Origin of the sequence: Bacillus sp. AF62 (genome assembly GCF_050312695.1) — a bacterium.
In the GTDB taxonomy this organism is placed as follows: domain Bacteria; phylum Bacillota; class Bacilli; order Bacillales; family Bacillaceae_G; genus Bacillus_A; species Bacillus_A cereus.
The window spans coordinates 194,085-219,957 of sequence record NZ_JBNPJZ010000101.1 but is presented as its reverse complement, the minus strand read 5'-3'; the positions used below and the strand labels follow the sequence as shown (position 1 = coordinate 219,957).

Sequence of the window (25,873 nt, the reverse complement as noted above, 5' to 3'; positions counted from 1 at the left end):
CATTACAAGTTAACACAAAATAAAAAGCGCAGAGTACTGACTCCACACCTTTTATTTTCACTATTGTACCACGTTCCCTAAGAAGAAGAAATCTTTCATTAATGGAAAATATTCATAAAAGAAATTGTACCCAATCATCGGCATAATCCCTAGTATTACAATCGAAATTGCACAAAGGCTCATAACAACCTTTATATTTAATGGTAACCGTATCCTCTCTTCTGTCTCTCCGGTGCGGAAAAACATTTGTTGTAAAATACGGAAATAATATACGAATGAAACAACTGTCGTACCCATCATAATCGAAGCTAGTACGTAATGTGCTGGCTCTACATGAAGCGCGCCTAAAAAGATGTTAATCTTTCCAATGAAGCCAGCCGTCCCTGGTATCCCGGCCAGCGATAAAATAAAGATTGTCATCATGATCGCTGCAAATGGTGATTTCTTATATAATCCGGTGAAAATCGTTATATTTTCCTTATCGTTTTGTAAGATTAAGCCGTGGATAATGGCAAACGCGCCTATATTCATAAGCATGTATGCCAACATATAAAACCACATGCTATCCAGCGTAAATGGTGATAATGCCACAAGTGGAACGAGCAAATACCCAGCATGCGCAATGCCTGAATAAGCAAATAAACGTTTTATATTGTATTGTTTTAACGCGACTACATTCCCAACAATCATCGTAATACTTGCTAGCACCGCAATATATATACTCATATGCCCATATAAAGACTGCATATCTCCTTGTATTAATACACTTGCAAAAACCATAAGGAACAAACGAATAATGAGTAGGAACCCAGCAATTTTAGAAATCGTTCCAAGAAAAGCGGTAACAGGTGTAGTCGCTCCTTCATACACATCAGGTGCCCACATATGAAACGGCACTGTGGCAATTTTAAATGAGAGACCGACTAGCAATAAAAGAAATGCCAGAGCTAGCAATAACTGAATACCACTAGCGAGCTCCCCAGTGAGTACCTTTTGCATATCTACAATGTTAGTTGAACCTGTAATACCGTATAAATAACTCATTCCGAAGAGCGTGATCGCCGTTCCAATTCCTCCGCTAATGACATATTTCATTGCCGCTTCATTTGATGCACGGTTCTTTTTTCGTATTCCGACTAAAATATAAGAAGAAAGTGAAAGTAACTCTAAACCAACGAAAAGGGTGATAAAGTCAACACTAGAAGCCATGAACATCGCACCAAGAAGTGCCATTAAAAATAAGTAATAATATTCGCCCTTATCTTCAATCGGATTCTTCTTATCATCGCTCATTGCGATGCATAAAATGAGAGCTGAGGCGCCTAATAACAACGTTTTAAACCCTTTTGAAAATCCATCTAACACAAACGATCCATTTAAAATATCTCCAGCTGGTTCGCTATATAGCGTAATTAATGACACAATTGCTAATACGATGGCAGCGATCGCACCAAGAGCTACATATCTATGGTTCAGCTTAAAAAACAAATCACATATGGACAGAAGGATGGCGGCCCCGAGAATAATAAATTCTGGCACCATTAGATGCCATGATAAGCTAAGTAACGTATTCATATCCATCCTACTTCACCCCCAATGTTTTCAATGTATTTTGAAGCGGATCCCCTAGTATCTCTGGCATAACTCCAATTGCAATAATACAAAAGATAAGTAGTAAAACAGGGACATACTCCCATCCATGTATATCAGATTTTGCTTCCCACTCTTTCTTTCCGAATGTCACTTGAAGTGTCGCCCTTAAAACATATACAGCGGTTAAAATGATGCCAATCACACCGACTGCAGCAATGACGGGCTCTCCTTGAAATAAACCGAGAAAGGCAAGAAATTCACTAACAAACCCAGACATCCCTGGTAATCCAAGCGATGCCATTCCTCCTGCTAAGAAGAAGCCGCTAAGTACTGGGACACTTTTTGCGAGTCCACCAAGCGCTGTAATTTCTGATGTTCCGAAACGTTGTTCTATAACACCGAGTAAGAAAAACAGTAAGGCTGCAATTAAACCGTGCGATACAACCTGGAATAACGCCCCTTGTGTACCCGGTGCATTAAGTGACGCAAGTCCCATTAACACAATTCCCATATGCGAAATACTAGAGTAAGCCAGTACTTTCCTAAAGTCCGTTTGGATGAGCGCTAAAAAGGCACCGTATAATAAATTAATTACACCTAATATCGCAATTAATGTTGCAACATCGTGAAAATATTCCGGGAATAGCCCTTTTCCGAAGCGAATAATACCGTATGCTCCAATCTTTAACAAAACTCCAGCATGAAGCATAACTACAGCTGGATGCGCTTCTATGTGCACATTGACCATCCAACGGTGCAACGGAAAAACAGGTAGTTTAATTGCAAAGGCAATCATTATGGAAATAAATACACCAAGCTGCAAGCTACTTGGGATGATGAGTTCTCCTTCTGCACTTACGCTTCTTAATATCTCTTTCAGCTCCACAATATTTGTTGTACCTGTTTTCGCGAACAAAATTGAGAAAACAATGAGCAAAATAGCTGAGCCAATACCGTTATATATTAAATAACTATACGCAGCCTTTTCGCTCGACAATTTCCCCCACTTCCCAATCAATAAGAACATTGGTGGCAACGTAATTTCAAAGAAGATAAAAAACAACATTAGATTTTGAGCAGCAAAGACGCCGAGCATCCCTATTTCTAGCATGAGTAACAGCATATAAAATGCTTTTAAATTTCTTTTAATAGAAAAGGCTGCAATTGCTGCGAGCATCGCTAGAAGAGCCGTCAGCACCATCATAACAAGCGACAAACCATCAATACCGAGCTCGTAATAAATAGAAAACCACCTTTTATCTACCGCTGTAAAATCTCCGAACTTAATCCATTTCACCTTTTCATCAAATAGTGACAAACTCTTTCCAGAAGCATATGTACAAGCGAGGACGATAGCGATTCCAAATGGAAGTGCCGTCCCAAATAAACCAAGCGCCCGCACTGTACGCAATTCCTTTTTCGGTGTTAATACAAGCAATAAAATTCCTAAAAGCGGGGAAAAAATGAAGAACGTTAACAACAAATCATTCATCGTAAATCCCCTCCTGTATAGAGCAAAATAATGACGAGTACAGCGAGCGAAACCGCCGTTACAGTACCGTACACTTGTACATTCCCGTTTTGAAGTTTCGATCCAAGATTACTTGTGCCTTTAACTACGCTTCCAATTAAAACTGCAATTCCCTCGACTACATACACTTCAAATAAGCGAAGCACATGAGCGATTCCTTTCGTAATAGGGATCACCGTCATGTTGTATAGTTCATCCACATAATATTTTTCTTTCAAAAGATTATAAAGCGAGGTTTCCGTACCCCCAGCCCAATCTCTAGAAATTGATTTCTTGCCATATATGAAATATGCAAGAGCGATTCCCGCAAATGAAACGAGCGTCGCAACAATCATAATCCAAACTGGCCCATGCGCTTCTTCAACCTTGAACCCTACATCTTTCGTCAACCAATCTCCGAGAAACGTACCGAACCATGGTGTATTTATATATCCTGCCACTACTGCGAGAACGCCGAGAACAATCATTGGATACGTCATAACGCGGGGCGACTCATGCACATCTTCCTTCGTCTTCGTTTCTCCGGTAAAGACAAGAAAGTATAGGCGGAACATATAAAACGCTGTCAAAAACGCCGCAATTACTGCTAAAGTAAATAAAACGTAATTGCCATTCATCCAAGTCGCCGCTAAAATTTCATCTTTGCTGAAAAAACCGGAAAGGAGCGGAACACCGCTAATGGCAAGGGTACCTATTAGAAATAGCGTACCAGTTACTTTCATCTTCTTCTGTAAACCGCCCATTTTATTAATGTTTTGCGTATGCACTGCATGAATTACACTTCCTGCTGCCAAAAATAGTAGTGCTTTAAAAAAAGCATGTGTCGTTAAATGGAAGACGCCAGCTACATAACCTGCAGAACCTAACGCAAGCATCATATATCCAAGCTGGCTAACTGTAGAATAAGCAAGTACTCTCTTTATATCTGTTTGCACGAGACCGATAGAGGCCGCAAAGATTGCAGTGAAAGCTCCAACGATTGCCACGGTCTGCATCGCCACTGTACTTGCTGAAAATAGAGGGAACATCGTCGCTACTAAATATACGCCTGCTGCAACCATCGTCGCGGCGTGAATAAGTGCCGAAACAGGCGTTGGCCCCTCCATTGCATCTGGCAACCACGTATGAAGCGGGAACTGACCTGATTTCCCCATCGCCCCGATAAAAATTAATATCGCTGTTATCGTAATCATGTAAGGAGGTAAATCCCCTGTATAAATCGCCCTAAATATTACGTCATATTCAAAACTACCTGCGTACCAAAAAATTAAAATCATCCCGATAAATAAACCAACATCCCCAATACGGGTCATAATAAAAGCCTTTTTTGCAGCAGCCTTCGCTTCTTCTTTAAAGAAATAAAAACCGATAAGTAAAAATGAGCCAAGGCCAACTAATTCCCAAAATATATAAAGCTGTAATAAATTCGTTGATATAACAAGCCCTAACATCGCAAATGTAAAGAGTCCTAAATATGCGTAAAAGGTTGGTAATCGTTCATCACCTTTCATATAACCTTTCGAATACACATGTACAAGCAGACTCACAAGCGTAACGATAAATAACATTAAAGCTCCTAATGCAGTCACCTCAAAGCCGAATGATATATCCACATCTCCAGCTCTAAGCCACACCCACTTATGCTTCACGCTTGCTTCTGAAAACCTTTCTATTAACACAAGTACCGCAAGTATAAAGGAGAGAAAGACGAAAAAAATACTAAGTACGCTGCTTCCTTCTCTAATTTTCTTCCCAAATATAATAAGTAACAAAAACGAAACGAGTGGGAAAAGCGGTATGAGCCATGCATAATCGATCATTGTTTCCTTCCCCCTTTTTCGGTCACAATGCTATCCTTTGAGCGTATCCATTTCATCCACCTGAACTGTCGTACGATTACGATACAAAGCAATTAAAATAGCGAGTCCTACCGCCGCTTCTGCTGCCGCTACAGCCATCGTAAACAGTGAGAAAATTTGACCTGTTAAATTCGGAAATAGGCCTAATTTACTAAACGCCACTAAGTTTAAATTGGCAGCATTCAGCATTAATTCGATACAAACTAATACGATTACTGTATTCCGCTTTGTTAAAGCTCCAAATAGACCGATGCAAAACAAAATAATCGCAAGTGTTAAATATGCAGAAGCCGGAACGCTACTCATTGGAATCCTCCTCTTTCTCGTCCTTTTTCGCAAGTATAATCGCGCCAACGAGTGCTACAAGTAAAATAACTGAAGTTAGTTCAAATGGAATAATATATTTTGAATAGAGAAGCGTACCGATTTGAAGTGTGTTGTTTTCATGGAGAGGTAAACTTCCTTGTGTGCTTTCATTTGCAAAATCAACATTATTAACAGCGAAATACATAACCGCTCCAAATGCTACAACTGCAAAGAAGATAATCCATTTTCGAAGAGTAAGACGCGATTCATTTTCCGCGTTATGTTTCGTTAACATAATGCCGAAAATCATAATAATTGTGATTGCACCAGAGTAAAGTAAAATTTGTGCAACGCCTATAAATTCAGCTGATAAAAGAAAATACAAACCTGCAATGCTGAGAAATGTCAGAACGAGAGCTAGCATCATGTGCATAACTTTCGTTAAGTTCAACATAAGAACACCACCGATAATTGCAGACAAGGATAGTATAAAGAATGCTACAAACTCGCCATTCATGCCTTATTCTCCTTCCTGACGTTTTCGTCGTTTTCGTCAAGCCACTGCAAATTTTTAAATAAGTCATCACGTGAATATTCCGCGAGTTCAAAGTTATTTGTCATGACAATTGCCTCTGTCGGGCAAACTTCTGTACATAAATCACAAAGAATACAAATTTCAAAATTAATATCATACGTGTCGATAATTTTTCCTTTTTTCGTAGGATCTGGATGTTTCTTTCCTGTTAACTGAATACAGTCTGTCGGACAAATGTTAGAGCATTGATTACAAACAATACATTTCTCCGGATAAAATTTTTGAATCCCCCGAAAACGGTCTGGCAACGGCAACGGCTGATTTGGATAATCATACGTTACCTTCTTCTTGCTCAAATTACTTAATGTATATTTTAATCCTTTAAATAGTCCTTTCATCTCTTACTGGCACCCCCCTCATAGATTAGAAGAATAACTCCTTAATCAATGCCGTTAAGAAAATATTTGCAAGTGCAATCGGCAATAATACTTTCCATCCAAACTCCATTAACTGGTCACCTCTTATACGTGGGAACGTGACGCGGAACCAAATTAATAGAAAGACTACACTGCTAAATTTCAAAGCAAACCATACGGCACCTGGGATAAATCCAAGAAACATGACTGGATTCCATCCGCCTAAAAAGAGCACTGTAATTAACGATGCCATCCCGAAGAAATATACGTACTCTGAAAGCATGAAAAACGCCCAGCGAAAACCTGAGTATTCCGTATGATATCCAGAAACAAGTTCTGACTCCGCTTCTGGCAAATCGAATGGCGTCCTATTTAACTCTGCCACTGCTGCGATTAAGAAAACAACGAAGCCAATTGGCTGTACGAAAATGTACCAAACCTTCTCCTGCGCCGCTACAATCTCATTTAAATTCAGGCTACCAGCTAGCAAAACGATACCAATTACACTCATTACGAGCGGAATCTCATAAGAAATCATTTGCGCTGCCGCACGCATCCCTCCTAAAAGGGAATATTTATTATTTGATGCCCATCCCCCAGTTACAACACCTATCGTCGTAATACCGGAAACAGCAATATAATAAAGTAGCCCGACTCCAATATCTGCAAATTGAAATTTATCAGTGAACGGGATAACTGCAAGCACCATAAATGCTGGTGCAAATGCAATGACAGGCGCTAATATAAACAGCGGTTTATCTGCTGCTTTCGGAATACTATCTTCTTTCAATAATAGTTTTAAAACATCAGCTACCGTTTGCAGTAAACCGAATCGGCCTCCAACCTGGTTTGGTCCAATCCGCCCTTGCATAAACCCCATCACTTTCCGTTCTGCCAAAATTCCATATGTAACGAAGCCAAGGACTGCAAATAGTAGAAGCACCGCTAATCCGAAAAAAATGAAGAAATTCGTCCAGCTTGAAGGTGATTGTAAGAGCGTCTCAATCATTAGCCATCAACCTCCCCAAGTACAATATCAACTCCACCTAAAATCGTAATTAAATTAGCGATATTTTCACCTTTTAATAACTTCGGTAAAATTTGCAAGTTATAAAAAGATGGCCTGCGAAACTTCAAACGGTACGGCTCTTTCTTTCCATCACTTGCGATATAACAACCAATCTCTCCGCGCGGCGATTCTATACGTACGAACGCTTCTCCCTTAGGTGCCTTAATAATTTTCGGTACTTTTGCCAGCACAGCTCCATCTTTCGGGAACTGCTGAACCGCTTGCTCAACAATCTTTAAAGACTCCTCGATTTCTTGCATTCGGCAAACGTAGCGATCCCAAGCATCTCCCACGCTTCCAACAGGAATATCAAAATCAAAACGATCATAAATCGAATATGGCTCATCTTTGCGAAGATCCCAGTTTACTCCAGTGCACCGCAAATTTGCTCCGCTTAAAGAATACGAAATCGCTTCTTCCGCGCTATATATACCAACGCCTTTCACACGATTTAAGAAAATCTCATTACCGCTAACAAGATCATGATAACCTGACAATTGCTCTCTCATATACGGAACAAACTCTTCCACCTTTTCAATCCAACCATCTGGCGCATCCCACTTCACACCACCAACTCTCATATAGTTAAAAGTAAGCCGTGCCCCGCATAATTCATTTAATAAATTTATAATCATCTCTCGTTCACGAAACGCGTACAGAAACGGGCTGACCGCTCCTATATCAAGAAGATTCGTCCCCCACCAAACGAGATGACTTGCAATTCTTCCTAGCTCCATCGCAAGTACTCGCAAATATTCGGCACGCTCTGGAATTTCAAGCCCCATCATCGTCTCTACAGCATGACAAATGACGTAATTATTCGTCATGGCTGATAAATAGTCCATTCGATCTGTATAAGGAATAATTTGCGTATACTGTAAGCTCTCAGCAATCTTTTCCGTCCCGCGATGCAAATACCCAATAACCGGTGTAGCTTCTTTAATAATTTCCCCGTCAATCTTAATTACGAGCCTGAACACACCATGTGTACTCGGATGCTGAGGTCCTACATTCAAAAGCATCTCTTCCGTACGGATCATAGCTACACCTCCACATCATACGGTTCATAGTCTTTTCTAAGCGGATATCCTACCCAATCATCTGGCATTAAAATACGCGTTAAATTCGGATGCCCTTTAAATACAATGCCTAGCAAATCGTACGCTTCTCTCTCCGGCCAGTCAGCCCCTTTCCAAAGCGCTGTCACAGACTCGACTTGCGGCGCTTCCCGGTCTAGTTTTACCTTCACCGCTACCGATTGTTTCTTGCCATATGAAAACAAATGAACATACACTTCCATATGTGTCACAAAATCCGTCGCATGTAGCTCTGACATATAATCAAAAGCAAGTCCCTCATGGAATCGCAGTGACTCCATCACTTCATAATATTTTGCGGGATCCACCACAAGAGTTGGCACATCCTTTGACAATTTATTAATATAGGAATCTACTAATGCACCCTCTCCTAACTTCTCCCTAATAGCCTCAATATACTGATTTAAATGCGGTTGATTTACGGATGGTTCTTCCTGCTTTGGCTCATCCTCTTTCTTACCTTCAGCTCCCTTTGTCTTCGCTTTTGCAGCTGCAATTGCCTTGGCCTTTTCATCTCCCGAATCCCCATCACCTTGCGAGGCTTTCTGCTTCGCTAATGCTGCCGCTTTTGCCTTGGCTGCCGCCACCGCCTTCGCCTTGGCTTTCGCTTTTTCTTCTTCCGTTACTTCTTCTGTTCCTTCTCTTTTCTGCTTCGCTAACGCTGCCGCTTTTGCTTTTGCTGCCGCTGCTGCCTTCGCCTTGGCTTTCGCTTTTTCTTCTTCCGTTACTTCTTCTGTTCCTTCTCTTTTCTGCTTCGCTAATGCTGCCGCTTTTGCTTTTGCTGCCGCTGCTGCACGTCGTTTTGCTTCTTCTATAGTAATATCATCATTTTTTGGTAGCGCTTTCTCTTTTTCTTGATCTTCTGCCTCAAACTCACTTATTTCCGCCTCGTGTTTCGCTACAAGGCGTTTTCTCGCTTCTTCTTTTGCACGCCTAGCTGCTTCTTTTTTCAAATCCTCTAAATCTTTGTTTGGATTACTCATTTATTCGTCACCTGCTTCCTGGTCATTGCTTCGTAACGAATTTTTTCTTTTAATTTATTAATTCCATAAATTAAAGCAGCCGGATTTGGGGGACAACCAGGAATATACACATCAACTGGTACGATTTGGTCTACACCTTTCACAACAGCATATGAATTTACATACGGACCACCTGCTGTCGCACAAGATCCCATCGCAATAACCCATTTCGGTTCAGGCATTTGATCATATAAACGCCGAACAATAGGAGCCATCTTCTTCGTTACTGTTCCCGATACAATCATGACGTCCGATTGCCTTGGTGAAGTCCGAAAAAATGACCCAAATCGATCTAAATCATAATGTGATGAGCCTACTCCCATCATTTCAATTGCACAGCACGCCAGTCCGAATGTCATCGGCCATAAAGAATTGCTCCTCGCCCACCCTTTCAACTGTTCCAATGTAGAAAAAAAGATATTTCGTTCTAATTCTGCTCGCTCATTTGGATGTAATTCCTCAAAATTTATAACCATTGTAACACCTTCTTTTTCCAAGCATACGCTAATCCAACTAGCAACATTACAACAAAGATGAGCATCTCAATTAATGCAAATAAACCTAGCTTGTCATACGCAACAGCCCAAGGATATAAAAATAAAGTTTCTACATCAAAGATCACAAACAATAAAGCGAAAATATAATAACGAGCATGAAACCGAATATTTGCATCGTGAAAAGGCTCAATTCCACTCTCATACGTCGTCGCCTTTGCTGCACTTGGTTTATTTGGGCGCAGCATCCTTCCTAATGTAAGAGCCACTACCGGCAGCAATATACCTAATAGCAAGAAAATCAAAACGATCATATAACTATTTTCATATACACTTGCCATTGTGAAACCCTCCCCCCTAAATTAAGAACAAGTTCACATAGTAAACAATATGTCCTAGTTGCAGTAATTATTATTTTTAAATTTTTCTAAATAATGCAACTATTCTAATCATTATAGCAAACTTCAAATTCCTATGTCGATATGTTGGGAGACAGAAACAAGAATTATTAAAATCTATCTTTACAACTTGCTATAATTGTGCAAAATAAATATAAAACTTATATATGCTTTTCAAGGAACCGTAGGTGATATAAATGAAAAAACAAACACATGTAAGTATTCTTATAAGCATTGTATTGCTGTCCATAACGCTTCACTACGTAGCGATGCCTTTTCTATATGAATACTCATTTCCTTTTCAGCTATTAATCGGAACGAGTACCCTATTAATTGATATTATCGCTTGTAGTTATATTCTTTACTTTTCAAACATGAAAGAAGGGCTACCTCGTTTATTTTGGATCATATTATCTGTTGGAGCTCTCTCTTATTTTATCGGTGATATAGTCGTTGCCTATCAGCGTTTAATTGTAAAGGACTTCTATACGTTCGTTGATTCGTCTGATTTTTTTTACTTACTTTTTTTAGTTAGTTTTACCTTTGCCTTTCTATACGAAATCATTTACAACCGAGATTTATTAGAAAAACTTTTTATGCTATGTGATATTTGTATTATCGTTACAGCCCAATTTACTTTAAGTTACTACTTACTTATTGAACGAACCATTCACATCTTTACAACATCCTATATCGACATATTTGTTCAACTTACCTATCCAATGGCTGATTTACTCTTTCTCTTAATAGGAATCAATCTTTTATTCAAACCACTATCCTTATTACCTAAAAAGGTTGGTGCGCTTCTTGGCAGTGCTTTAATTTTATATGCTACTACCGATGCGATTTATGCTTATATAAAATACTTCATACCAGAGTATTCTATGTTTACAGTTACTCCTTTCTATCAAGTAACCTTAGTACTAGTAGCAATTGCCTGTATTCTCCATACAAAAGAACCTGAAAAACAAGAACAAGTACTACTAACACTTAAAATTGGTGAAGCAATCCGATTATCATTACCGTATATTTCGGTAGTAATGCTTATTGTTTTTATATTAGTCGAATACGTTTTTGCGCCTATTATAGTAATCGGACTTATAATAACTTTCTCTTTCGTTCTCATACGTCATAGTTTAGTTCGAAAACAAAATAAAATATTATTGCTAGCTCAAATGCAATTCAACTCAGAACTCGAGAAACAAATTGAACTACGTACAGAAGATTTAGTAGAACAGAAAAATGAACTCTACCATAATCAACAAATGTTTAAATCTTTATACGAGCATCATCCAGATCCAATCTTCACATTAGATTTGTACGGTAATTTTCTCAAAGTAAATAACGCTGGTACTACTTTACTCGGTTATCAAACGAATGAATTATTAAACCAGCCTTACTACTCACTCATATACGAAGAAGATTTAGAAGAAATGATTAACGCCTTTCATCGTGTAAAGAAGGGATATTCTATCTCTTTAGAAATACGGGCGTACCATAAAAATAGAGATATTTACTACTTGCACGTTACCGCCGTACCGATTTTTTTAAAGGAGAAAATTTCTGGGGTTTATTTAATGATTAAAGATATTACGGAAAGCAAACAACAACAAGAACAAATTAATTTCCTAGCATACCATGATACTTTAACCGAGCTTGCAAATCGTCGTGCATTTCATCAACATTTAGAACAGGCAATTGCACGAGCAAAAGTATCGAAAAAGTCTTTTGCTGTTATGTTTCTCGATCTAGACCGTTTTAAAGTTATTAATGATACCCTCGGTCATCGAGTAGGAGACCTATTGCTTATCGCAGTAGCAAAAAGGCTCGAAAGAATATCAACATCAAATATGAAACTTGCACGGCTAGCTGGGGATGAGTTCACGATCCTTATCGAAAATTACAAAAAAAAACCAGATGTCCAAAAAATGGCTGATATGATTGTAGCGGCCATGAATGAGCCATTTGAAATCGAAAATCAACATTTACAAATCTCACCGAGTATCGGAATTGCAATATATCCTGAAGCAGGTGAAGATCCACTATCCATTTTGCAGCATGCTGATATGGCCATGTACGAAGCAAAGAATAAAGGAAAAAACGGTAGCTCTCTTTACACGAAAGAACTATATAAAAAAATAGAACGAAAAGCTCGAATTGAAAAAGATTTGCCAATCGCTTTAGTAAACAAAGAATTTTATCTCGTTTATCAACCACAAATTGATACGACAACAAATAAAATTATCGGTGCTGAAGCTTTAATACGGTGGAAACACCCGCTATTAGGTGACATTTCACCATGTGAGTTTATTCCAATTGTAGAAGAGACGCCACAAGTAGTCCCACTTGGACATTGGGTATTACAAGAAGCTTGTCTCCAATTAAAAATATGGCATACCTTTGGCTACCAAAATTTAAAAATAAGTGTTAATTTATCTGCAAAAGAGTTCCGGCAAGATCAATTAATCGAAAACATTTCACAAATATTAAACGACGTGCAAGTCGACCCAAAATATGTAACCCTTGAGTTAACAGAAAGAATTGCAATGATTGACGAGAAAGAAACGTTATTAAGACTGAAGCAATTAAAAGAATACGGTATCCAAACTTCCATTGATGACTTCGGTACTGGGTATTCTTCTCTTGCTTATTTATCAATTTTTCCAATCGACACATTAAAAGTACCGAGAGAATTTACACAATTAGCTGATCATCGTCCTGAAGAACGAGCCATCGTTTCTACAATCCTTTCCCTCGCAAATACTTTAAATCTTTCAGTCGTTGCCGAAGGAATTGAAACCGAAAAACAACTTAAGTTCCTGCAAAAACATAACTGTAAATATATGCAAGGTTACTATTTCAGTAAACCACTTACTAGCAATCAATTTATAAAGTTTCTACAAAAAACCCCCAGTATGAACAAATAATTCATACTGGGGGTTTTATAGTGCTAAATATTTTTCTCATAATATTCTTCTGCGATCTCTTCGTAAAAAGCCGCAGATGTTGTGTAGAAATATGGAATTAACCATAAGAATCCAATCCCTAACGTAATACAACTTAATATAAACCAACCGATAAAACTTAAACATAAAATGAAATACTCCATCTTATGTCCATCCATCATACGACGACTTTCTGTAATAGCTTGGTTCAGTGAATACTCAGGATGATCATTTATAATAAAGTATGTCATCGCATAAGAAAATGATTTAATAATACCTGGAATAATGAACAATAACGTCCATAAGAAAAGATAAAGATTTACTAATAAATATAATAAAAATGATTTTAGAAATCTCTTTCCCTCTGAAAACCAAATGAATACATTACCGATACTAGCTTGATTTTCACGAAGGATATTTAAACCAAGGTAATATCCACCTAAAGTTAACGGTCCAGTAACAAAAAATGTAAGAATATTCATTGAAATTGAACCATTTGTTTTTTGCCAACCAAAAATTAAAGAAAATCCCCAATCAACACTAAAATCAAAAGCTGTGATAAGAATTGAAATGAGTAGTGTAGCCCCAACAGCTAATCCCCATTTCCCTTCTAATGAATCTAGTGCTTCTCCTTTTAAATCACTAATCATGCTTAGCCTCGCCTCCTATACACAATAATTCTATTAGTATAGCATGTTCCTATTGCAATTCACCTTTTGAAATGTAACGATAAAAGTGTGCTGTCGTTGTACTCATATACGGACTAAGCCAAAGAAATCCTATTCCAAAAGTAAGCATCGCTAAAACAACCCATCCTATGAAGCTTAGCCATAAAAGAAACAAATCTAACTTATGACCCTTAATAAGATTCTTACTTTCCTTCATCGCCTGCGAAACACTATATTCTGGATTTTCAATCATCACATAGTACGTCAGTGCATAAGAAAAATACATCACAATCATACCAACAATTGAAATTGCTAATAGTACGAAGAAAGCTATTGTAAACGACAGATTTCCTTCTTCACCTAAGAATATGAATAAACCTGTTAACAACATCGGAATCCATGTACCTGTATATAACAAAATCGCAAGCATTGCCCACATTGTTTTCATCATTCTTTTAAAACCACGGAATCCTTCAAACAAGTAATCTACTTTAGCATCTTCTCGTTTACTAATTTGTAGAAACACATTCGTGTAACCGTATGAGGTAATACCATAAGATGCATTACTCAAAATAATCATTATGCAATAGAAAATCCCAAATGTAATAGCTGCTCCAATTGACATCGTTTCCGCCTCAACTGACCCAGCTAAGCTAACAACTAAGAAAAATATAATAATTCCTGGAATTAAAAGTATAAGCATTGCAGCCATCGAAACGACATAACTTAAAATAAAATATAAAATTGTTGATCCAACACCTAGTCCCCATTTTCCCTTTAAAGAGTACAATGCTTCTCGTTTCATTTCACCAATCATTGATTCATCCCCTTCATAAAATATAAATTGTTGTACACTTCTACTTATACAAGCATCAATATAATTATACCAGTTTTGTAAAATTATCCATAAAATACACAAAAAAAAATCCGTAAAGGCAAGGCCCTTACGGATTTTTTTACTTCATATCAGAAACATTTAAACGGTTCACAGCACGTTGTAATGCCATTTCTGCACGTCTAAAGTCAACATGTGCTTGTTTGTCTTGCATACGTTGCTCAGCGCGACGCTTCGCTTCATTTGCACGATGGATATCGATATGGTTTGCTTCTTCAGCAGATGATGATAATACAGTTACTTTATCTGGACGAACTTCGATAAAGCCACCGCTTACTGCTACATAATCAGTGTGTCCACCATTTTTCAGACGAACTGCACTAATTTTTAATGGTGCAACAGTTGGAATGTGACCTGGTAAGATCCCCATTTCCCCACTCTCTGCTTTTACACTTACCATTTCTACTTCTTTTTCGTAAACCGGTCCATCAGGAGTTACAATACTGACTGGAAATGTCTTCATACTTCGTCCCTCCTAAGGCCTTACGCCATCATTTTCTTCGCGTTTTCAATAACTTCTTCAATGCTACCAACAAGGCGGAATGCATCTTCTGGAAGGTCATCATATTTTCCTTCTAGAATTTCTTTGAAACCACTAACTGTATTTTTTACAGGTACATAAGAACCTTTTTGACCTGTAAACTGCTCAGCTACGTGGAAGTTTTGAGATAAGAAGAATTGAATACGACGAGCACGATGTACAACTAACTTATCTTCTTCAGATAACTCATCCATACCTAAGATAGCGATGATATCTTGAAGCTCTTTATAACGTTGTAAAGTTTGCTGTACTTGACGAGCTACTTCATAATGCTCTTCTCCTACGATTTCTGGAGAAAGTGCACGAGATGTAGATGCTAATGGATCTACGGCTGGGTAAATACCCATTTGTGTTAAACGACGCTCTAAGTTTGTTGTTGCATCTAAGTGAGCGAATGTTGTAGCTGGTGCTGGGTCAGTATAGTCATCGGCTGGTACATATACCGCTTGGATAGACGTGATAGACCCTTTATTTGTAGATGTAATACGCTCTTGTAATTGACCCATTTCTGTTGCAAGTGTTGGTTGGTAACCTACCGCAGATGGCATACGACCAAGAAGGGCAGATACTTCAGAACCCGCTTGCGTGAAACGGAAGATGTTATCGATGAACAATAGTACGTCTTGTCCTTGCTCATCACGGAAATGCTCAGCCATTGTTAAACCTGTTAATGCAACACGTTGACGTGCTCCAGGTGGCTCGTTCATTTGTCCGAATACCATCGCAGTTTTCTTGATTACGCCAGAATCGCTCATTTCGTGGTATAAGTCATTACCCTCACGAGTACGCTCACCTACACCAGCGAATACAGAGATACCACCGTGCTCTTGTGCGATGTTGTTAATTAATTCCTGAATTAATACTGTTTTACCTACGCCGGCACCACCGAATAGACCGATTTTACCACCCTTAATGTAAGGAGCAAGTAAGTCTACTACTTTAATACCAGTTTCAAGAATTTCTACTTTAGTAGATAATTCTTCGAATGCAGGTGCTTGACGGTGAATTGGATCACGGTGTACATCCGCAGGAAGTTCACCATCTAAGTCAATTGCATCACCTAATACGTTGAATACACGACCAAGTGTTGCATCACCAACTGGTACAGAGATTGCTTTACCAGTATCTTCTACTTCTGTGCCACGAACAAGTCCATCTGTGGAAGACATCGCAACTGTACGAACTGTATCATCACCTAAATGAAGTGCAACTTCAAATGTTAAGTTCATGCTTCCGTTTTCGTTGCTTTGTTTTACCGTAAGGGCGTTGTAGATTTCTGGTAGCTTTCCGCCATCAAACTTAACGTCTACAACCGGACCCATGATTTGCGTAACGCGCCCTTTATTCATCGGGTTCCCTCCTAGCTTTCTTTTAATTAGCCAGCTTTCTAAGCGAAGTCGGCTTTTAATTTTTTATTAGTTTAGCTACAGCGGTTAGAATGTTCGGTGGCTTCGCTTTTTCCTACGAGGCACAAATCGCCTCTACGTCAAAAGCTCCCTCCCCCTCTCATTCTGAACGAACCGCTTACGCCTTTTAATACTATTCTAACGCTGCTGCTCCACCAACGATTTCCGTAATTTCTTGCGTAATCGCTGCCTGACGCGCACGGTTGAATGAAAGTGTAAGTGAATCGATAACTTCCATTGCGTTGTCTGTAGCACTCTTCATTGCTGTCATACGCGCTGCGTGCTCACTTGCTTTACCATCTAGTAATGCACCGTACACTAAGCTTTCTGCGTATTGTGGCAATAATACTTTTAAAATTTCTTCTTCAGAAGGTTCGAATTCATAAGCTGTCGTCGGTTTGTCAGACGCCACATCAGTAAGCGGTAAAATTTTATTTTCCGTTACTTCTTGTGAAATTTTACTTACGTAATGGTTGTAGTAAATATACAGCTCATCATAAGCACCATCTGCGAACATCGCAATTGCTCGAGAAGCAAGATCTTTAATATCAGTAAATGATGGGTGGTCAGATAATCCAACTACTTCATCAATGATGTTAAAGCCGCGACGTTTTAAATAATCACGTCCTAGTCGTCCAAGTACAATAATTGAATATTGATTTGAATCCATATTATGACGTTCACGAATTACGTTACTTACTGTACGTAATACGTTACTGTTATAACCACCTGCTAGTCCGCGATCAGATGTAATAACGATGTATCCTGTACGCTTTACAGGACGCGCATTTAGCATTGGATGATTAATTCCTTTACTTCCTTGCGCAATGCTCGCTACTACTTCTTGAATCTTTTCCATATACGGAACGAAAGATTTAGCATTTTGCTCTGCACGGTTTAACTTAGATGCAGATACCATCTCCATCGCCTTCGTAATTTGACTCGTTTTCTTTGTCGAGGTAATCTTCGCTTTTATATCGCGTAAAGATGCCACAGGTTTTCACCACCTTTTTTCCGGAAGTTGGCACGATTAGTAAGAATCCTCTTCCTAATCTACGTTGCAAGATATTCTTGCTCATGATTGAAGGAAAAGAATAGGTGCACCTACTCTTTTCCTTTACATAACCGTCAGCAATCTCAGAGTCTGAGATGCCTTATATATTATCTAGCGTCGGCGGCTTGTACGAGCCGCTTCCGCTTTTATTAATCTAGTTCCGCCTCTTAGCCGATGGGGCTGAACAGTCGGCTTCACTTTTATTATTATTCAGAAGCTACGAATACTTTTTTAAATCCGTTAATTGCTGCTGCAAATTTGTCGTCATCCGCAAGTTTCTTAGTTGTGCGGATTTCTTCTAATAAGTCAGTCGCATTAGAATCTAACCAAGCATGGAATTCTTCTTCGAAACGAGTGATATCTACTACTGGGATATCATCTAGGAATCCACGTGTTAAAGCGTAAAGAATGATAACTTGTTTCTCTACACGTAACGGTTTGTGTAATCCTTGTTTTAATACCTCAACAGTACGAGCACCACGGTTTAATTTCGCTTGAGTTGCTTTATCAAGATCAGAACCGAACTGAGCGAACGCTTCTAACTCACGGTAAGATGCAAGGTCAAGACGAAGTGTACCTGATACTTTACTCATTGCTTTAATCTGAGCAGATCCACCTACACGAGATACAGAAGTACCCGCATCAATCGCTGGACGTACGCCAGAGAAGAATAGGTCAGATTGTAAGAAGATTTGTCCATCCGTAATAGAAATTACGTTTGTTGGGATGTATGCTGATACGTCCCCTGCTTGTGTTTCGATGAAAGGTAGTGCAGTTAAAGAACCGCCGCCTCTTGCATCACTTAATTTTGCTGCACGCTCTAATAAGCGAGAATGTAAGTAGAATACATCCCCTGGATAAGCTTCACGACCTGGAGGACGACGTAATAGTAATGACAGCTCACGGTAAGCCGCTGCTTGTTTTGATAAGTCATCATATACTACTAATACGTGTTTACCATTGTACATGAACTCTTCACCCATTGTTACACCAGCATAAGGAGCTAAGTATAATAATGGAGCTGGTTGAGAAGCAGATGCAGTTACAACGATTGTGTACTCTAATGCACCGTGCTTACGTAGTGTTTCTACTACGTTACGTACAGTTGATTCTTTTTGTCCGATAGCTACATAGATACAAATCATATCTTCATCTTTTTGGTTAATGATTGTATCAAGTGCAACTGCTGTTTTACCAGTTTGACGGTCACCGATGATTAACTCACGTTGACCACGGCCAATTGGTACAAGAGCGTCGATCGCTTTAATACCTGTTTGAAGTGGCTCATGAACAGATTTACGATCCATTACACCTGGTGCTGGACTTTCGATTGGACGAGTGTTTGTTGTATTGATTGGGCCTAAACCATCAACTGGTTGACCTAATGGGTTTACAACACGACCAATTAGTTCTTTTCCTACTGGTACTTGCATGATGCGACCAGTACGACGAACTTCGTCACCTTCACGGATTTCTGTGTAAGGTCCTAAAATGATAATACCTACGTTGTTTTCCTCTAAGTTTTGTGCTAGTCCCATAACGCCGTTAGAGAACTCTACAAGCTCACCAGCCATAACGTTATCAAGACCATGAGCACGCGCAATACCGTCACCAACTTGGATAACTGTACCAACATCACTAACTTCGATTTCAGACTGATAGTTCTCGATTTGTTGCTTTATCAGTGCGCTAATTTCTTCAGCTCTGATGCTCATGTGCTTCACCCCTATCTATTCTTCATTAATTCACGCTGAATACGTGCTAATTTTCCTTGTAAACTTCCGTCATAAATGCGATTTCCAATGCGTACTTTAATTCCGCCTAGTAAATCTTCATCTACAACATTTTTCACGCGAATTGCATCTTTTCCCGTTCTCTTTGCAAATGCTTCTGCAATGTTAAGCTTCTCTTCTTCAGATAGAAGACGAATAGAATATACAGTTGCATCCGCTACGTTACGTTCTTCATTAGCAAGAACAACATATTCATCTGCAATTTCAGGTAAGATATCAATACGCTTGTTATCAATTAAAATATATAACGTATTTAAAATTGATTCAGAAACAGATCCGAATACGTTTGCAAGAAACGTTTTCTTCTGCTCTTTTGAAATGTTCGGTTGCGTTAAAAAGCTATGTAGTTCTCCGTTCTTTACATAAACGTTTTGTACAAGGCGTAATTCTTCTTCAAACATTTCTAATACGTGTTTTTCTTTTGCAATTTTAAAAAGAGCGACAGCATAACGTTTTGCTACAATCCCATTGCTCATCGCGCTTCTCCTACTTCTTTAATATAATCGCGAATTAACTTAACTTGATCTTCTTCTTTTAATTCTTTTTCAATTACTTTAGAAGCAATTTGAACAGATAAAGAAGCGACTTGTTCTTGTAAAGCAGCAATCGCTTGCTCTTTTTCGCGTTGAATTTCTTGTACAGCAGATGCTTTAATTGATTCTGCTTCTTCTTTCGCAGCAGCAACAATAACATCCTTTTGATCTACAGCTTGTTTTTTCGCTCTTTCGATTAACTCTTGTGCTTCAACACGTGATTGTTTTAACATTTCACGTTGTTCTTCTACTAACTTCTTCGCTTCAGCGTTACTTCTTTCTGCAGCGTCGATTTCATTAGTAACATGCTCTTCACGTTCTTTCATAATTCCCATTAAAGGACCCCACGCAAATTTGCGTAGCATTACTAATAGAATTAAGAAAATGAACAATGTATAAGCAATCGTTCCAAATGGAATGGCAGCTCCTAATAATAAAGTTGGCACAAGGATTCACTCCCTTCAAAATATCTAAATTGATCATATGAAAAAAAAGACATACGTTTCGTTCATAAAGCAATGGCGAAGAAAGTTCGGAAAAACACTCTTCGCCATCTATGTAAGGGGAGTCTCCCTTATTTGTTCATTACGATGAATGCAATAACTACACCGATGATTGGAAGTGCCTCAACTAAAGCAACCCCGATGAACATAATTGTTTGAAGTGCGCCTTTTAATTCTGGTTGACGAGCAACACCTTCGATTGTACGTGATACGATAAGACCGTTACCAATACCTGCACCTAATGCTGATAAACCAATTGCAATTGCAGCTGCGATTACACCTAAACTCATTTAATTTGTCCTCCTTTGTATTATAAAAAAATAAATTTTTTCTTACTTAAATTATATTAATGGTCATGACTTACTTTATGAGCCATATAAACCATCGTTAACATAACGAAAATAAATGCTTGGATTGATCCAACGAATACACTGAATCCCATCCATGCTAACATTGGTACAAGCGCACCTAATGCTCCAAGGAATGATGCCCCGCCTAACTTAGCAAGTAATCCTAATAAGATCTCACCTGCATAAATGTTACCGAATAAACGAAGACCTAACGTTAATGTGTTAGCAAACTCCTCAATAACCTTTAATGGGAATAAGAATTTCATAGGTTGGAAATAACCTTTAACATACTCTTTCGTACCCTTCATCTTAATTCCATAATAATGGGTGAGGGTAACTACCATCACGGCTAATGTTAATGTAACTGCTGGATCAGACGTTGGTGACCTCCACCATGCAATATGTTCGCCAGCTTCAGTTGCTGAATACATGAATGGTAAACCAAGGAAGTTCGATACGATGATAAACATGATAAGCGTAACGCCAAGCGTTAAGAAACGTCCACCTGTTTTCCAGTCCATCGTACTATTGATAATCCCTTTCACGAAGTCAAACACCCATTCCATGAAGTTTTGCATCCCGGTTGGGCGAAGGGCTAAGCTGCGAGTTCCGATAACAGCGATTAAGAAAACAATAACTGCTGCTACAGTAACCATCATAACTGATGACAAATCGAACGTTAAACCTAGAAATTCAACTAATTTACCGTGTTCCACTAGTAATTCACCTCTCTTCCCTGCTCTTATACTCTAAATAAAGAAAATCTATGATCATGACAAGGTATCCTGTCAGCAATCCTACACCTAAGCCCCACATCGCAATTAACTCTTGATATTTGGCTGCAAATAAAATTAATAACCCAATCGTGGCGAATCTTGAATATGTACTTACAGCTGTCGCCTTAAACTTCACGTTTTCTCCATTTGTTACGCGATCTAACAGCTTGTCTGTTCTACGTGCAATGATGCGCAAACTAAGAAAACTGAAAATCGTTCCGATAATCAGCCCAAGAAATACATCCTTGTAAGAGGTAAATCCCCATCCTAGCACTAGAAGCGCAAGCAAGTAGTACATATATTTCTTTTGTCTTTGGACAAGTCCATGTACGTCTATCATCATTGCTCTCCCGAATAGTAATGTCGAATGAGTCGAATCATTGCGTATACCCCTGTTCCTAACCCGAGTAATAACCCTATAATAAGAAACAATGGAAACGTTCCAACCTTATTATCAATCCACTGCCCACCAAAGATTCCAACAAGTATAGAACCGACTAACTGAGCAAGAATTCCTGACATTAAAGCATATGCTTTTATATGGCTGCGATCGTTTTTTTGCAAGGATTCATCCCTCCAATATGTAACCCTCATTCACGATGTGTTAATAATAACTCATTTTTTTGCATAAATCCTATACAAAACAAAAAGTTTACATTTTCGTCACGGAATAGATGTAATTTTGTCACTGAAAGCCCTACCATCTATCCCCGTTGTTAGCATACAATAGGGTATTAACAGTGTCAACGAGAAATCGTAAAAAATCTAAAAATTTGAGTATTAGGCATTTCCTCCCAAAAATGAAAACGTTCCCCTTCTAAATACTGGTTACATATATGCAATTTCTAACAGTTTTCTCTTTATAATAGAAGGAAATGTTCACAAGTTTGTCACTATTATATTTTCGAGATATAACGCTTTCCTTCCATAATATAGTGTTCCTCAGACGTAAGACTTCTATATTATATGTGATGTGTATGCAACTTATGTTGTATATACGATGTATATTTATCCTCCCCCTCCCCTACTTGTTTGCAGCAAAAAAAAACGAGCAGGGGAATCTCCCCTGCTCGTCAGTTGTCTTACTTCGTTCCGAATAAACGGTCACCAGCATCACCAAGACCTGGTACTACATATCCGTGGTCATTTAATTTCTCATCTAATGCTGCTACATAAATATCAACATCAGGATGTTCTTCTTGTACTACTTTTACCCCTTCTGGAGCTGCAACGATACACATTAATTTAATTTGTTTCGCACCGCGCTTTTTCAGAGAGTTAATTGCTTCAGCCGCAGAACCACCTGTTGCTAGCATCGGATCTAGTACGATAAAGTCGCGCTCTTCTACATCCGTTGGAAGTTTCACATAGTATTCTACCGGTTGCAATGTTTTAGGGTCACGGTATAAACCAACGTGTCCTACTTTTGCTGCTGGAATTAATTTCAGAATTCCATCAACCATTCCTAAACCTGCACGTAAAATCGGAATTAAACCAAGTTTTTTACCAGCGATCACTTTTGTTGTCGCTTTGCTTACAGGCGTTTCAATTTCGATGTCCTTAAGCGGAAGGTCGCGAGTAATTTCGAAAGCCATTAAGCTTGCTACTTCGTCCACTAATTCACGAAAATCTTTCGTACCTGTATTCTTATCGCGAATATATGTAATCTTATGTTGAATTAACGGGTGATCAAATACATACAGTTTTCCCATGTGAATCTCTCCTTTAGATGATATTCATGCGTTTGCACGCTTTTTTACACTATTTACGATTGTAAAGAAAACGCTACTAATATTCAAGGGCAAATTTGGCAAAATCATGATTTTACGATGAATCTATCTAGTATCTTTACCAATTATGGGAGCTGTATCCTTCATTATATCGCCAAAATTTATTCATCATTTGTATACATACTTTAAAAATAATATATGTCCACAAAAAAGACCGCCAAAACAATTAAGTCTCGGCAGTCTTCTTCAATCTATTATAGATTTGGATACATTGGGAATTTGCTAGTTAACGCTTCTACACGCTTACGTACTTCTTCTAATGCAGCTTCATTTTCATGATTTTTTAATGTATAAGCAATAAGTGACGCAATTTCATCCATTTCTTCTAAACCGAAACCACGAGATGTTACAGCTGCTGTACCGATACGTACACCACTTGTTACAAATGGGCTTGCTGTTTCAAATGGAATTGTATTTTTGTTCACTGTAATACCAACTTCATCTAATACGTGCTCTGCTACTTTACCTGTGATTTCTAAGTTACGAACATCAATCAAGATTAAGTGATTGTCTGTTCCGCCAGAAACAAGTGTAAGTCCTTCTTTTTGAAGACCTTCAGCTAAGCGGTTCGCATTGTTAATGATATTTTGTGCATATGTTTTGAAATCATCTTGAAGTGCTTCACCAAACGCAACAGCTTTTGCAGCGATTACGTGCATAAGTGGACCACCTTGAATACCAGGGAAGATTGATTTATCAATTTGTTTTGCAAATTGCTCTTCACATAAAATCATACCACCACGCGGGCCACGTAACGTTTTATGTGTTGTCGTTGTAACGAAATGTGCATGTGGTACTGGATTTGGATGTAAACCAGCAGCTACTAAACCAGCGATATGTGCCATATCAACCATTAAATAAGCGCCCACTTCATCTGCAATCTCACGGAATCGCTTGAAATCGATAACACGAGGGTATGCACTTGCACCTGCAACGATTAATTTTGGTTTATGTTCTTTCGCTTTTGCTAATACATCATCGTAATTAATACGGTGAGAGTCAGCATCCACGCCATATTCTACGAAATTATATTGTACTCCACTGAAGTTAACAGGGCTTCCGTGTGTTAAGTGACCACCATGAGATAAATTCATACCAAGTACTGTATCGCCTTGCTCTAAAATCGTGAAGTATACTGCCATGTTCGCTTGTGCACCAGAGTGTGGTTGAACATTTACGTGCTCTGCGCCGAAAATTTCTTTCACGCGATCACGTGCGATATCTTCTACTACGTCTACGTGTTCACAGCCACCATAATAACGTTTTCCAGGATATCCTTCAGCATACTTATTCGTTAAAACAGAACCTTGCGCCTCCATTACTGCTTCACTTACGAAGTTTTCCGAAGCAATTAACTCAATCTTCGAACGCTGTCTTCCTAGTTCTGCCTCAATTGCAGCAAATACCTTTTCATCTTGACGTTTTAAATGATCCACCAAAATCCCCCTTTTCTGAACGAATTACATCAATTCCCAACAGTTTTTTCTTATTTATTCAGAAAAAACGAAAATTCAGGTTGTAATTCTTTCGAACCTTCATGTTTTCAACTACATTCTAACATGACTTTCTATATCATAAAAGAAAAAAAAGACCGAAAATCGGTCTTTTCTTTCTTCTACTATAAAGTCAGACAACATACCTTTTATCTTATGATAAACAGCTACTATATGACTTCCTAATTTCTCATATTTAACTGCAAGTGGTAGTCTCTTCCGCCACCGCGTAAACAGCACGTGCTCCACCTATTAGTTTTCCACGTGTTTTGGCCATCGTTACATGTGCACTTCCAATTGCCTTCACACTTGTACGAACCGGAACAGCTACATGTTTTAAATGCATACCAATAAACGTATCACCAATATCCATTCCTGCATCTGCTTTAATAAACTCAACTACTACCGGATCTTTCAAATTGTGATACGCATATGTTCCCAATGCACCACCTGCTGATCTAACAGGCGTAACTGTTACAATTTCAAATTGATATTTTATCGCTACTTCTCTCTCAACCACTAAAGCACGGTTTAAATGCTCACAACATTGAAACGCTAATTCAATACCTGTTTGCTCTTGAAATTGTTTTAACTCAGAAAAAATCGCCTCTGCTACTTCCATCGTTCCTGATGTTCCAATTCTTTCGCCTAGCACTTCGCTCGTGCTACAACCCACTACAAAAATTTGACCGCTTTGTAATGAAGCTTGTTCTTGGAAATCAGAAAGCGACATTTGTAGCTGTTCTCTTACCTTTACGATTTCTGTCATTACGCCTCTTCCTTTCACAGGTTGGTTCACCAAATTA

The 25,873-nt window shown here is 38.6% G+C and carries 28 protein-coding genes; 1 reads left to right on the top strand and 27 read right to left on the bottom strand.

Features of this window, described 5'->3' with window-relative positions; all coding sequences use genetic code 11:
* Positions 1-60: 60 nt before the first annotated feature.
* Genes nuoN through nuoA form a run of 11 tightly spaced genes read right to left on the bottom strand, consistent with a single transcriptional unit; the run spans position 61 to position 10,263 of the window.
* Positions 61-1,575, bottom strand: coding sequence for an NADH-quinone oxidoreductase subunit NuoN (gene nuoN, locus ACQRBL_RS27370; RefSeq protein WP_002083561.1), 1,515 nt, complete (start codon positions 1,573-1,575; stop codon positions 61-63).
* A 7-nt stretch (positions 1,576-1,582) separates the two neighbouring features.
* Positions 1,583-3,085, bottom strand: a complete 1,503-nt coding sequence (locus tag ACQRBL_RS27365; protein ID WP_053563318.1) for an NADH-quinone oxidoreductase subunit M — start codon at positions 3,083-3,085, stop codon at positions 1,583-1,585.
* On the bottom strand, positions 3,082-4,944 hold the full coding sequence (gene nuoL / locus ACQRBL_RS27360) for an NADH-quinone oxidoreductase subunit L (protein WP_411995836.1): 1,863 nt from the start codon (positions 4,942-4,944) through the stop codon (positions 3,082-3,084). The genes ACQRBL_RS27365 and nuoL overlap by 4 nt, the downstream gene beginning before the upstream one ends.
* Positions 4,945-4,974: 30 nt before the next feature.
* The gene (gene nuoK / locus ACQRBL_RS27355; protein ID WP_000100079.1) at positions 4,975-5,289 is read right to left on the bottom strand and encodes an NADH-quinone oxidoreductase subunit NuoK; all 315 of its coding nucleotides are present in this window, start codon (positions 5,287-5,289) and stop codon (positions 4,975-4,977) included.
* Positions 5,282-5,806 (bottom strand): NADH-quinone oxidoreductase subunit J, encoded by a 525-nt coding sequence (locus tag ACQRBL_RS27350; RefSeq protein WP_001012812.1) that lies wholly within the window; start codon positions 5,804-5,806, stop codon positions 5,282-5,284. The genes nuoK and ACQRBL_RS27350 overlap by 8 nt, the downstream gene beginning before the upstream one ends.
* Complete coding sequence (gene nuoI / locus ACQRBL_RS27345; protein ID WP_000677191.1) at positions 5,803-6,222, bottom strand: NADH-quinone oxidoreductase subunit NuoI; 420 nt, start codon at positions 6,220-6,222, stop codon at positions 5,803-5,805. The genes ACQRBL_RS27350 and nuoI overlap by 4 nt, the downstream gene beginning before the upstream one ends.
* A 25-nt stretch (positions 6,223-6,247) precedes the next feature.
* Positions 6,248-7,249: an NADH-quinone oxidoreductase subunit NuoH gene (gene nuoH / locus ACQRBL_RS27340; RefSeq protein WP_000573426.1), complete on the bottom strand. Its 1,002-nt coding sequence runs from the start codon at positions 7,247-7,249 to the stop codon at positions 6,248-6,250.
* Positions 7,249-8,349: an NADH-quinone oxidoreductase subunit NuoD gene (gene nuoD, locus ACQRBL_RS27335; protein WP_097988153.1), complete on the bottom strand. Its 1,101-nt coding sequence runs from the start codon at positions 8,347-8,349 to the stop codon at positions 7,249-7,251. Before nuoD ends, nuoH begins: the two co-directional genes overlap by 1 nt.
* A gap of 2 nt (positions 8,350-8,351) precedes the next feature.
* Positions 8,352-9,389 carry an NADH-quinone oxidoreductase subunit C gene (locus tag ACQRBL_RS27330; protein ID WP_411995837.1) on the bottom strand — a complete coding sequence of 346 codons (1,038 nt, stop codon included), beginning with the start codon at positions 9,387-9,389 and terminating at the stop codon, positions 8,352-8,354.
* Complete coding sequence (nuoB, locus tag ACQRBL_RS27325; protein ID WP_098277166.1) at positions 9,386-9,904, bottom strand: NADH-quinone oxidoreductase subunit NuoB; 519 nt, start codon at positions 9,902-9,904, stop codon at positions 9,386-9,388. Before nuoB ends, ACQRBL_RS27330 begins: the two co-directional genes overlap by 4 nt.
* Positions 9,895-10,263, bottom strand: a complete 369-nt coding sequence (gene nuoA / locus ACQRBL_RS27320; protein ID WP_000179273.1) for an NADH-quinone oxidoreductase subunit NuoA — start codon at positions 10,261-10,263, stop codon at positions 9,895-9,897. The genes nuoB and nuoA overlap by 10 nt, the downstream gene beginning before the upstream one ends.
* A 254-nt stretch (positions 10,264-10,517) precedes the next feature.
* Here nuoA and ACQRBL_RS27315 point away from each other — a divergent pair, with 254 nt between their 5' ends.
* Positions 10,518-13,247, top strand: coding sequence for an EAL domain-containing protein (locus ACQRBL_RS27315; protein ID WP_098256887.1), 2,730 nt, complete (start codon positions 10,518-10,520; stop codon positions 13,245-13,247).
* 23 nt (positions 13,248-13,270) lie between these two features.
* Here ACQRBL_RS27315 and ACQRBL_RS27310 read toward each other — a convergent pair whose 3' ends face one another.
* The 16 genes from ACQRBL_RS27310 to ACQRBL_RS27235 form a co-directional block, all read right to left on the bottom strand.
* Positions 13,271-13,915 (bottom strand): DUF975 family protein, encoded by a 645-nt coding sequence (locus ACQRBL_RS27310; RefSeq protein ID WP_016079654.1) that lies wholly within the window; start codon positions 13,913-13,915, stop codon positions 13,271-13,273.
* A gap of 49 nt (positions 13,916-13,964) precedes the next feature.
* Positions 13,965-14,750, bottom strand: coding sequence for a DUF975 family protein (locus ACQRBL_RS27305; RefSeq protein ID WP_097988118.1), 786 nt, complete (start codon positions 14,748-14,750; stop codon positions 13,965-13,967).
* A gap of 139 nt (positions 14,751-14,889) precedes the next feature.
* The gene (gene atpC / locus ACQRBL_RS27300; protein WP_000847215.1) at positions 14,890-15,291 is read right to left on the bottom strand and encodes a F0F1 ATP synthase subunit epsilon; all 402 of its coding nucleotides are present in this window, start codon (positions 15,289-15,291) and stop codon (positions 14,890-14,892) included.
* Between the two features lie 20 nt (positions 15,292-15,311).
* Positions 15,312-16,718 (bottom strand): F0F1 ATP synthase subunit beta, encoded by a 1,407-nt coding sequence (atpD, locus tag ACQRBL_RS27295; protein ID WP_001032596.1) that lies wholly within the window; start codon positions 16,716-16,718, stop codon positions 15,312-15,314.
* Between the two features lie 190 nt (positions 16,719-16,908).
* Positions 16,909-17,769, bottom strand: coding sequence for a F0F1 ATP synthase subunit gamma (gene atpG / locus ACQRBL_RS27290; RefSeq protein ID WP_000157703.1), 861 nt, complete (start codon positions 17,767-17,769; stop codon positions 16,909-16,911).
* A 266-nt stretch (positions 17,770-18,035) separates the two neighbouring features.
* Entirely contained in the window at positions 18,036-19,544 is a 1,509-nt protein-coding gene (gene atpA, locus ACQRBL_RS27285; RefSeq protein ID WP_000027521.1) for a F0F1 ATP synthase subunit alpha, read from the bottom strand.
* Between the two features lie 11 nt (positions 19,545-19,555).
* Positions 19,556-20,098 carry a F0F1 ATP synthase subunit delta gene (atpH, locus tag ACQRBL_RS27280; protein ID WP_000064682.1) on the bottom strand — a complete coding sequence of 181 codons (543 nt, stop codon included), beginning with the start codon at positions 20,096-20,098 and terminating at the stop codon, positions 19,556-19,558.
* Positions 20,095-20,601, bottom strand: a complete 507-nt coding sequence (atpF, locus tag ACQRBL_RS27275; RefSeq protein ID WP_001142615.1) for a F0F1 ATP synthase subunit B — start codon at positions 20,599-20,601, stop codon at positions 20,095-20,097. The genes atpH and atpF overlap by 4 nt, the downstream gene beginning before the upstream one ends.
* 128 nt (positions 20,602-20,729) lie before the next feature.
* Positions 20,730-20,948, bottom strand: a complete 219-nt coding sequence (atpE, locus tag ACQRBL_RS27270) for a F0F1 ATP synthase subunit C (RefSeq protein WP_000052064.1) — start codon at positions 20,946-20,948, stop codon at positions 20,730-20,732.
* Positions 20,949-21,004: 56 nt separating this feature from the next.
* Positions 21,005-21,724: a F0F1 ATP synthase subunit A gene (gene atpB, locus ACQRBL_RS27265; RefSeq protein ID WP_000399870.1), complete on the bottom strand. Its 720-nt coding sequence runs from the start codon at positions 21,722-21,724 to the stop codon at positions 21,005-21,007.
* Positions 21,725-21,731: 7 nt separating this feature from the next.
* Positions 21,732-22,124 (bottom strand): ATP synthase subunit I, encoded by a 393-nt coding sequence (locus ACQRBL_RS27260; protein ID WP_000567600.1) that lies wholly within the window; start codon positions 22,122-22,124, stop codon positions 21,732-21,734.
* Positions 22,124-22,348 carry an AtpZ/AtpI family protein gene (locus ACQRBL_RS27255; protein WP_001171223.1) on the bottom strand — a complete coding sequence of 75 codons (225 nt, stop codon included), beginning with the start codon at positions 22,346-22,348 and terminating at the stop codon, positions 22,124-22,126. The genes ACQRBL_RS27260 and ACQRBL_RS27255 overlap by 1 nt, the downstream gene beginning before the upstream one ends.
* 26 nt (positions 22,349-22,374) lie before the next feature.
* A complete protein-coding gene (locus ACQRBL_RS27250) occupies positions 22,375-22,488 on the bottom strand; it encodes a DUF4024 domain-containing protein (protein ID WP_000232962.1) in 114 nt (37 codons plus the stop codon).
* A gap of 378 nt (positions 22,489-22,866) precedes the next feature.
* On the bottom strand, positions 22,867-23,496 hold the full coding sequence (gene upp, locus ACQRBL_RS27245) for a uracil phosphoribosyltransferase (RefSeq protein ID WP_000517539.1): 630 nt from the start codon (positions 23,494-23,496) through the stop codon (positions 22,867-22,869).
* A gap of 272 nt (positions 23,497-23,768) precedes the next feature.
* Positions 23,769-25,010, bottom strand: a complete 1,242-nt coding sequence (gene glyA / locus ACQRBL_RS27240) for a serine hydroxymethyltransferase (RefSeq protein ID WP_000349806.1) — start codon at positions 25,008-25,010, stop codon at positions 23,769-23,771.
* 253 nt (positions 25,011-25,263) lie between these two features.
* Positions 25,264-25,836, bottom strand: coding sequence for a TIGR01440 family protein (locus ACQRBL_RS27235; protein ID WP_000136377.1), 573 nt, complete (start codon positions 25,834-25,836; stop codon positions 25,264-25,266).
* Positions 25,837-25,873: the final 37 nt, after the last annotated feature.

Bases quoted from the DNA above. Each gene is read 5' to 3' on its own strand.
- ACQRBL_RS27260 (WP_000567600.1), bottom strand. From the start codon at position 22,124: ATGATAGACGTACATGGACTTGTCCAAAGACAAAAGAAATATATGTAC.
- nuoL (WP_411995836.1), bottom strand. From the start codon at position 4,944: ATGATCGATTATGCATGGCTCATACCGCTTTTCCCACTCGTTTCGTTT.
- ACQRBL_RS27330 (WP_411995837.1), bottom strand. From the start codon at position 9,389: ATGAGTAATCCAAACAAAGATTTAGAGGATTTGAAAAAAGAAGCAGCT.
- ACQRBL_RS27310 (WP_016079654.1), bottom strand. From the start codon at position 13,915: ATGATTAGTGATTTAAAAGGAGAAGCACTAGATTCATTAGAAGGGAAA.
- nuoI (WP_000677191.1), bottom strand. From the start codon at position 6,222: ATGAAAGGACTATTTAAAGGATTAAAATATACATTAAGTAATTTGAGC.
- atpC (WP_000847215.1), bottom strand. From the start codon at position 15,291: ATGAAGACATTTCCAGTCAGTATTGTAACTCCTGATGGACCGGTTTAC.
- atpD (WP_001032596.1), bottom strand. From the start codon at position 16,718: ATGAATAAAGGGCGCGTTACGCAAATCATGGGTCCGGTTGTAGACGTT.
- atpH (WP_000064682.1), bottom strand. From the start codon at position 20,098: ATGAGCAATGGGATTGTAGCAAAACGTTATGCTGTCGCTCTTTTTAAA.
- ACQRBL_RS27315 (WP_098256887.1), top strand. From the start codon at position 10,518: ATGAAAAAACAAACACATGTAAGTATTCTTATAAGCATTGTATTGCTG.
- nuoN (WP_002083561.1), bottom strand. From the start codon at position 1,575: ATGAATACGTTACTTAGCTTATCATGGCATCTAATGGTGCCAGAATTT.
- ACQRBL_RS27305 (WP_097988118.1), bottom strand. From the start codon at position 14,750: ATGATTGGTGAAATGAAACGAGAAGCATTGTACTCTTTAAAGGGAAAA.
- ACQRBL_RS27250 (WP_000232962.1), bottom strand. From the start codon at position 22,488: ATGGTAGGGCTTTCAGTGACAAAATTACATCTATTCCGTGACGAAAAT.
- upp (WP_000517539.1), bottom strand. From the start codon at position 23,496: ATGGGAAAACTGTATGTATTTGATCACCCGTTAATTCAACATAAGATT.
- atpA (WP_000027521.1), bottom strand. From the start codon at position 19,544: ATGAGCATCAGAGCTGAAGAAATTAGCGCACTGATAAAGCAACAAATC.
- nuoA (WP_000179273.1), bottom strand. From the start codon at position 10,263: ATGGCAAGTGTATATGAAAATAGTTATATGATCGTTTTGATTTTCTTG.
- atpE (WP_000052064.1), bottom strand. From the start codon at position 20,948: ATGAGTTTAGGTGTAATCGCAGCTGCAATTGCAATTGGTTTATCAGCA.
- nuoH (WP_000573426.1), bottom strand. From the start codon at position 7,249: ATGATTGAGACGCTCTTACAATCACCTTCAAGCTGGACGAATTTCTTC.
- ACQRBL_RS27350 (WP_001012812.1), bottom strand. From the start codon at position 5,806: ATGAATGGCGAGTTTGTAGCATTCTTTATACTATCCTTGTCTGCAATT.
- ACQRBL_RS27365 (WP_053563318.1), bottom strand. From the start codon at position 3,085: ATGAATGATTTGTTGTTAACGTTCTTCATTTTTTCCCCGCTTTTAGGA.
- nuoD (WP_097988153.1), bottom strand. From the start codon at position 8,349: ATGATCCGTACGGAAGAGATGCTTTTGAATGTAGGACCTCAGCATCCG.
- nuoK (WP_000100079.1), bottom strand. From the start codon at position 5,289: ATGAGTAGCGTTCCGGCTTCTGCATATTTAACACTTGCGATTATTTTG.
- ACQRBL_RS27235 (WP_000136377.1), bottom strand. From the start codon at position 25,836: ATGACAGAAATCGTAAAGGTAAGAGAACAGCTACAAATGTCGCTTTCT.
- nuoB (WP_098277166.1), bottom strand. From the start codon at position 9,904: ATGGTTATAAATTTTGAGGAATTACATCCAAATGAGCGAGCAGAATTA.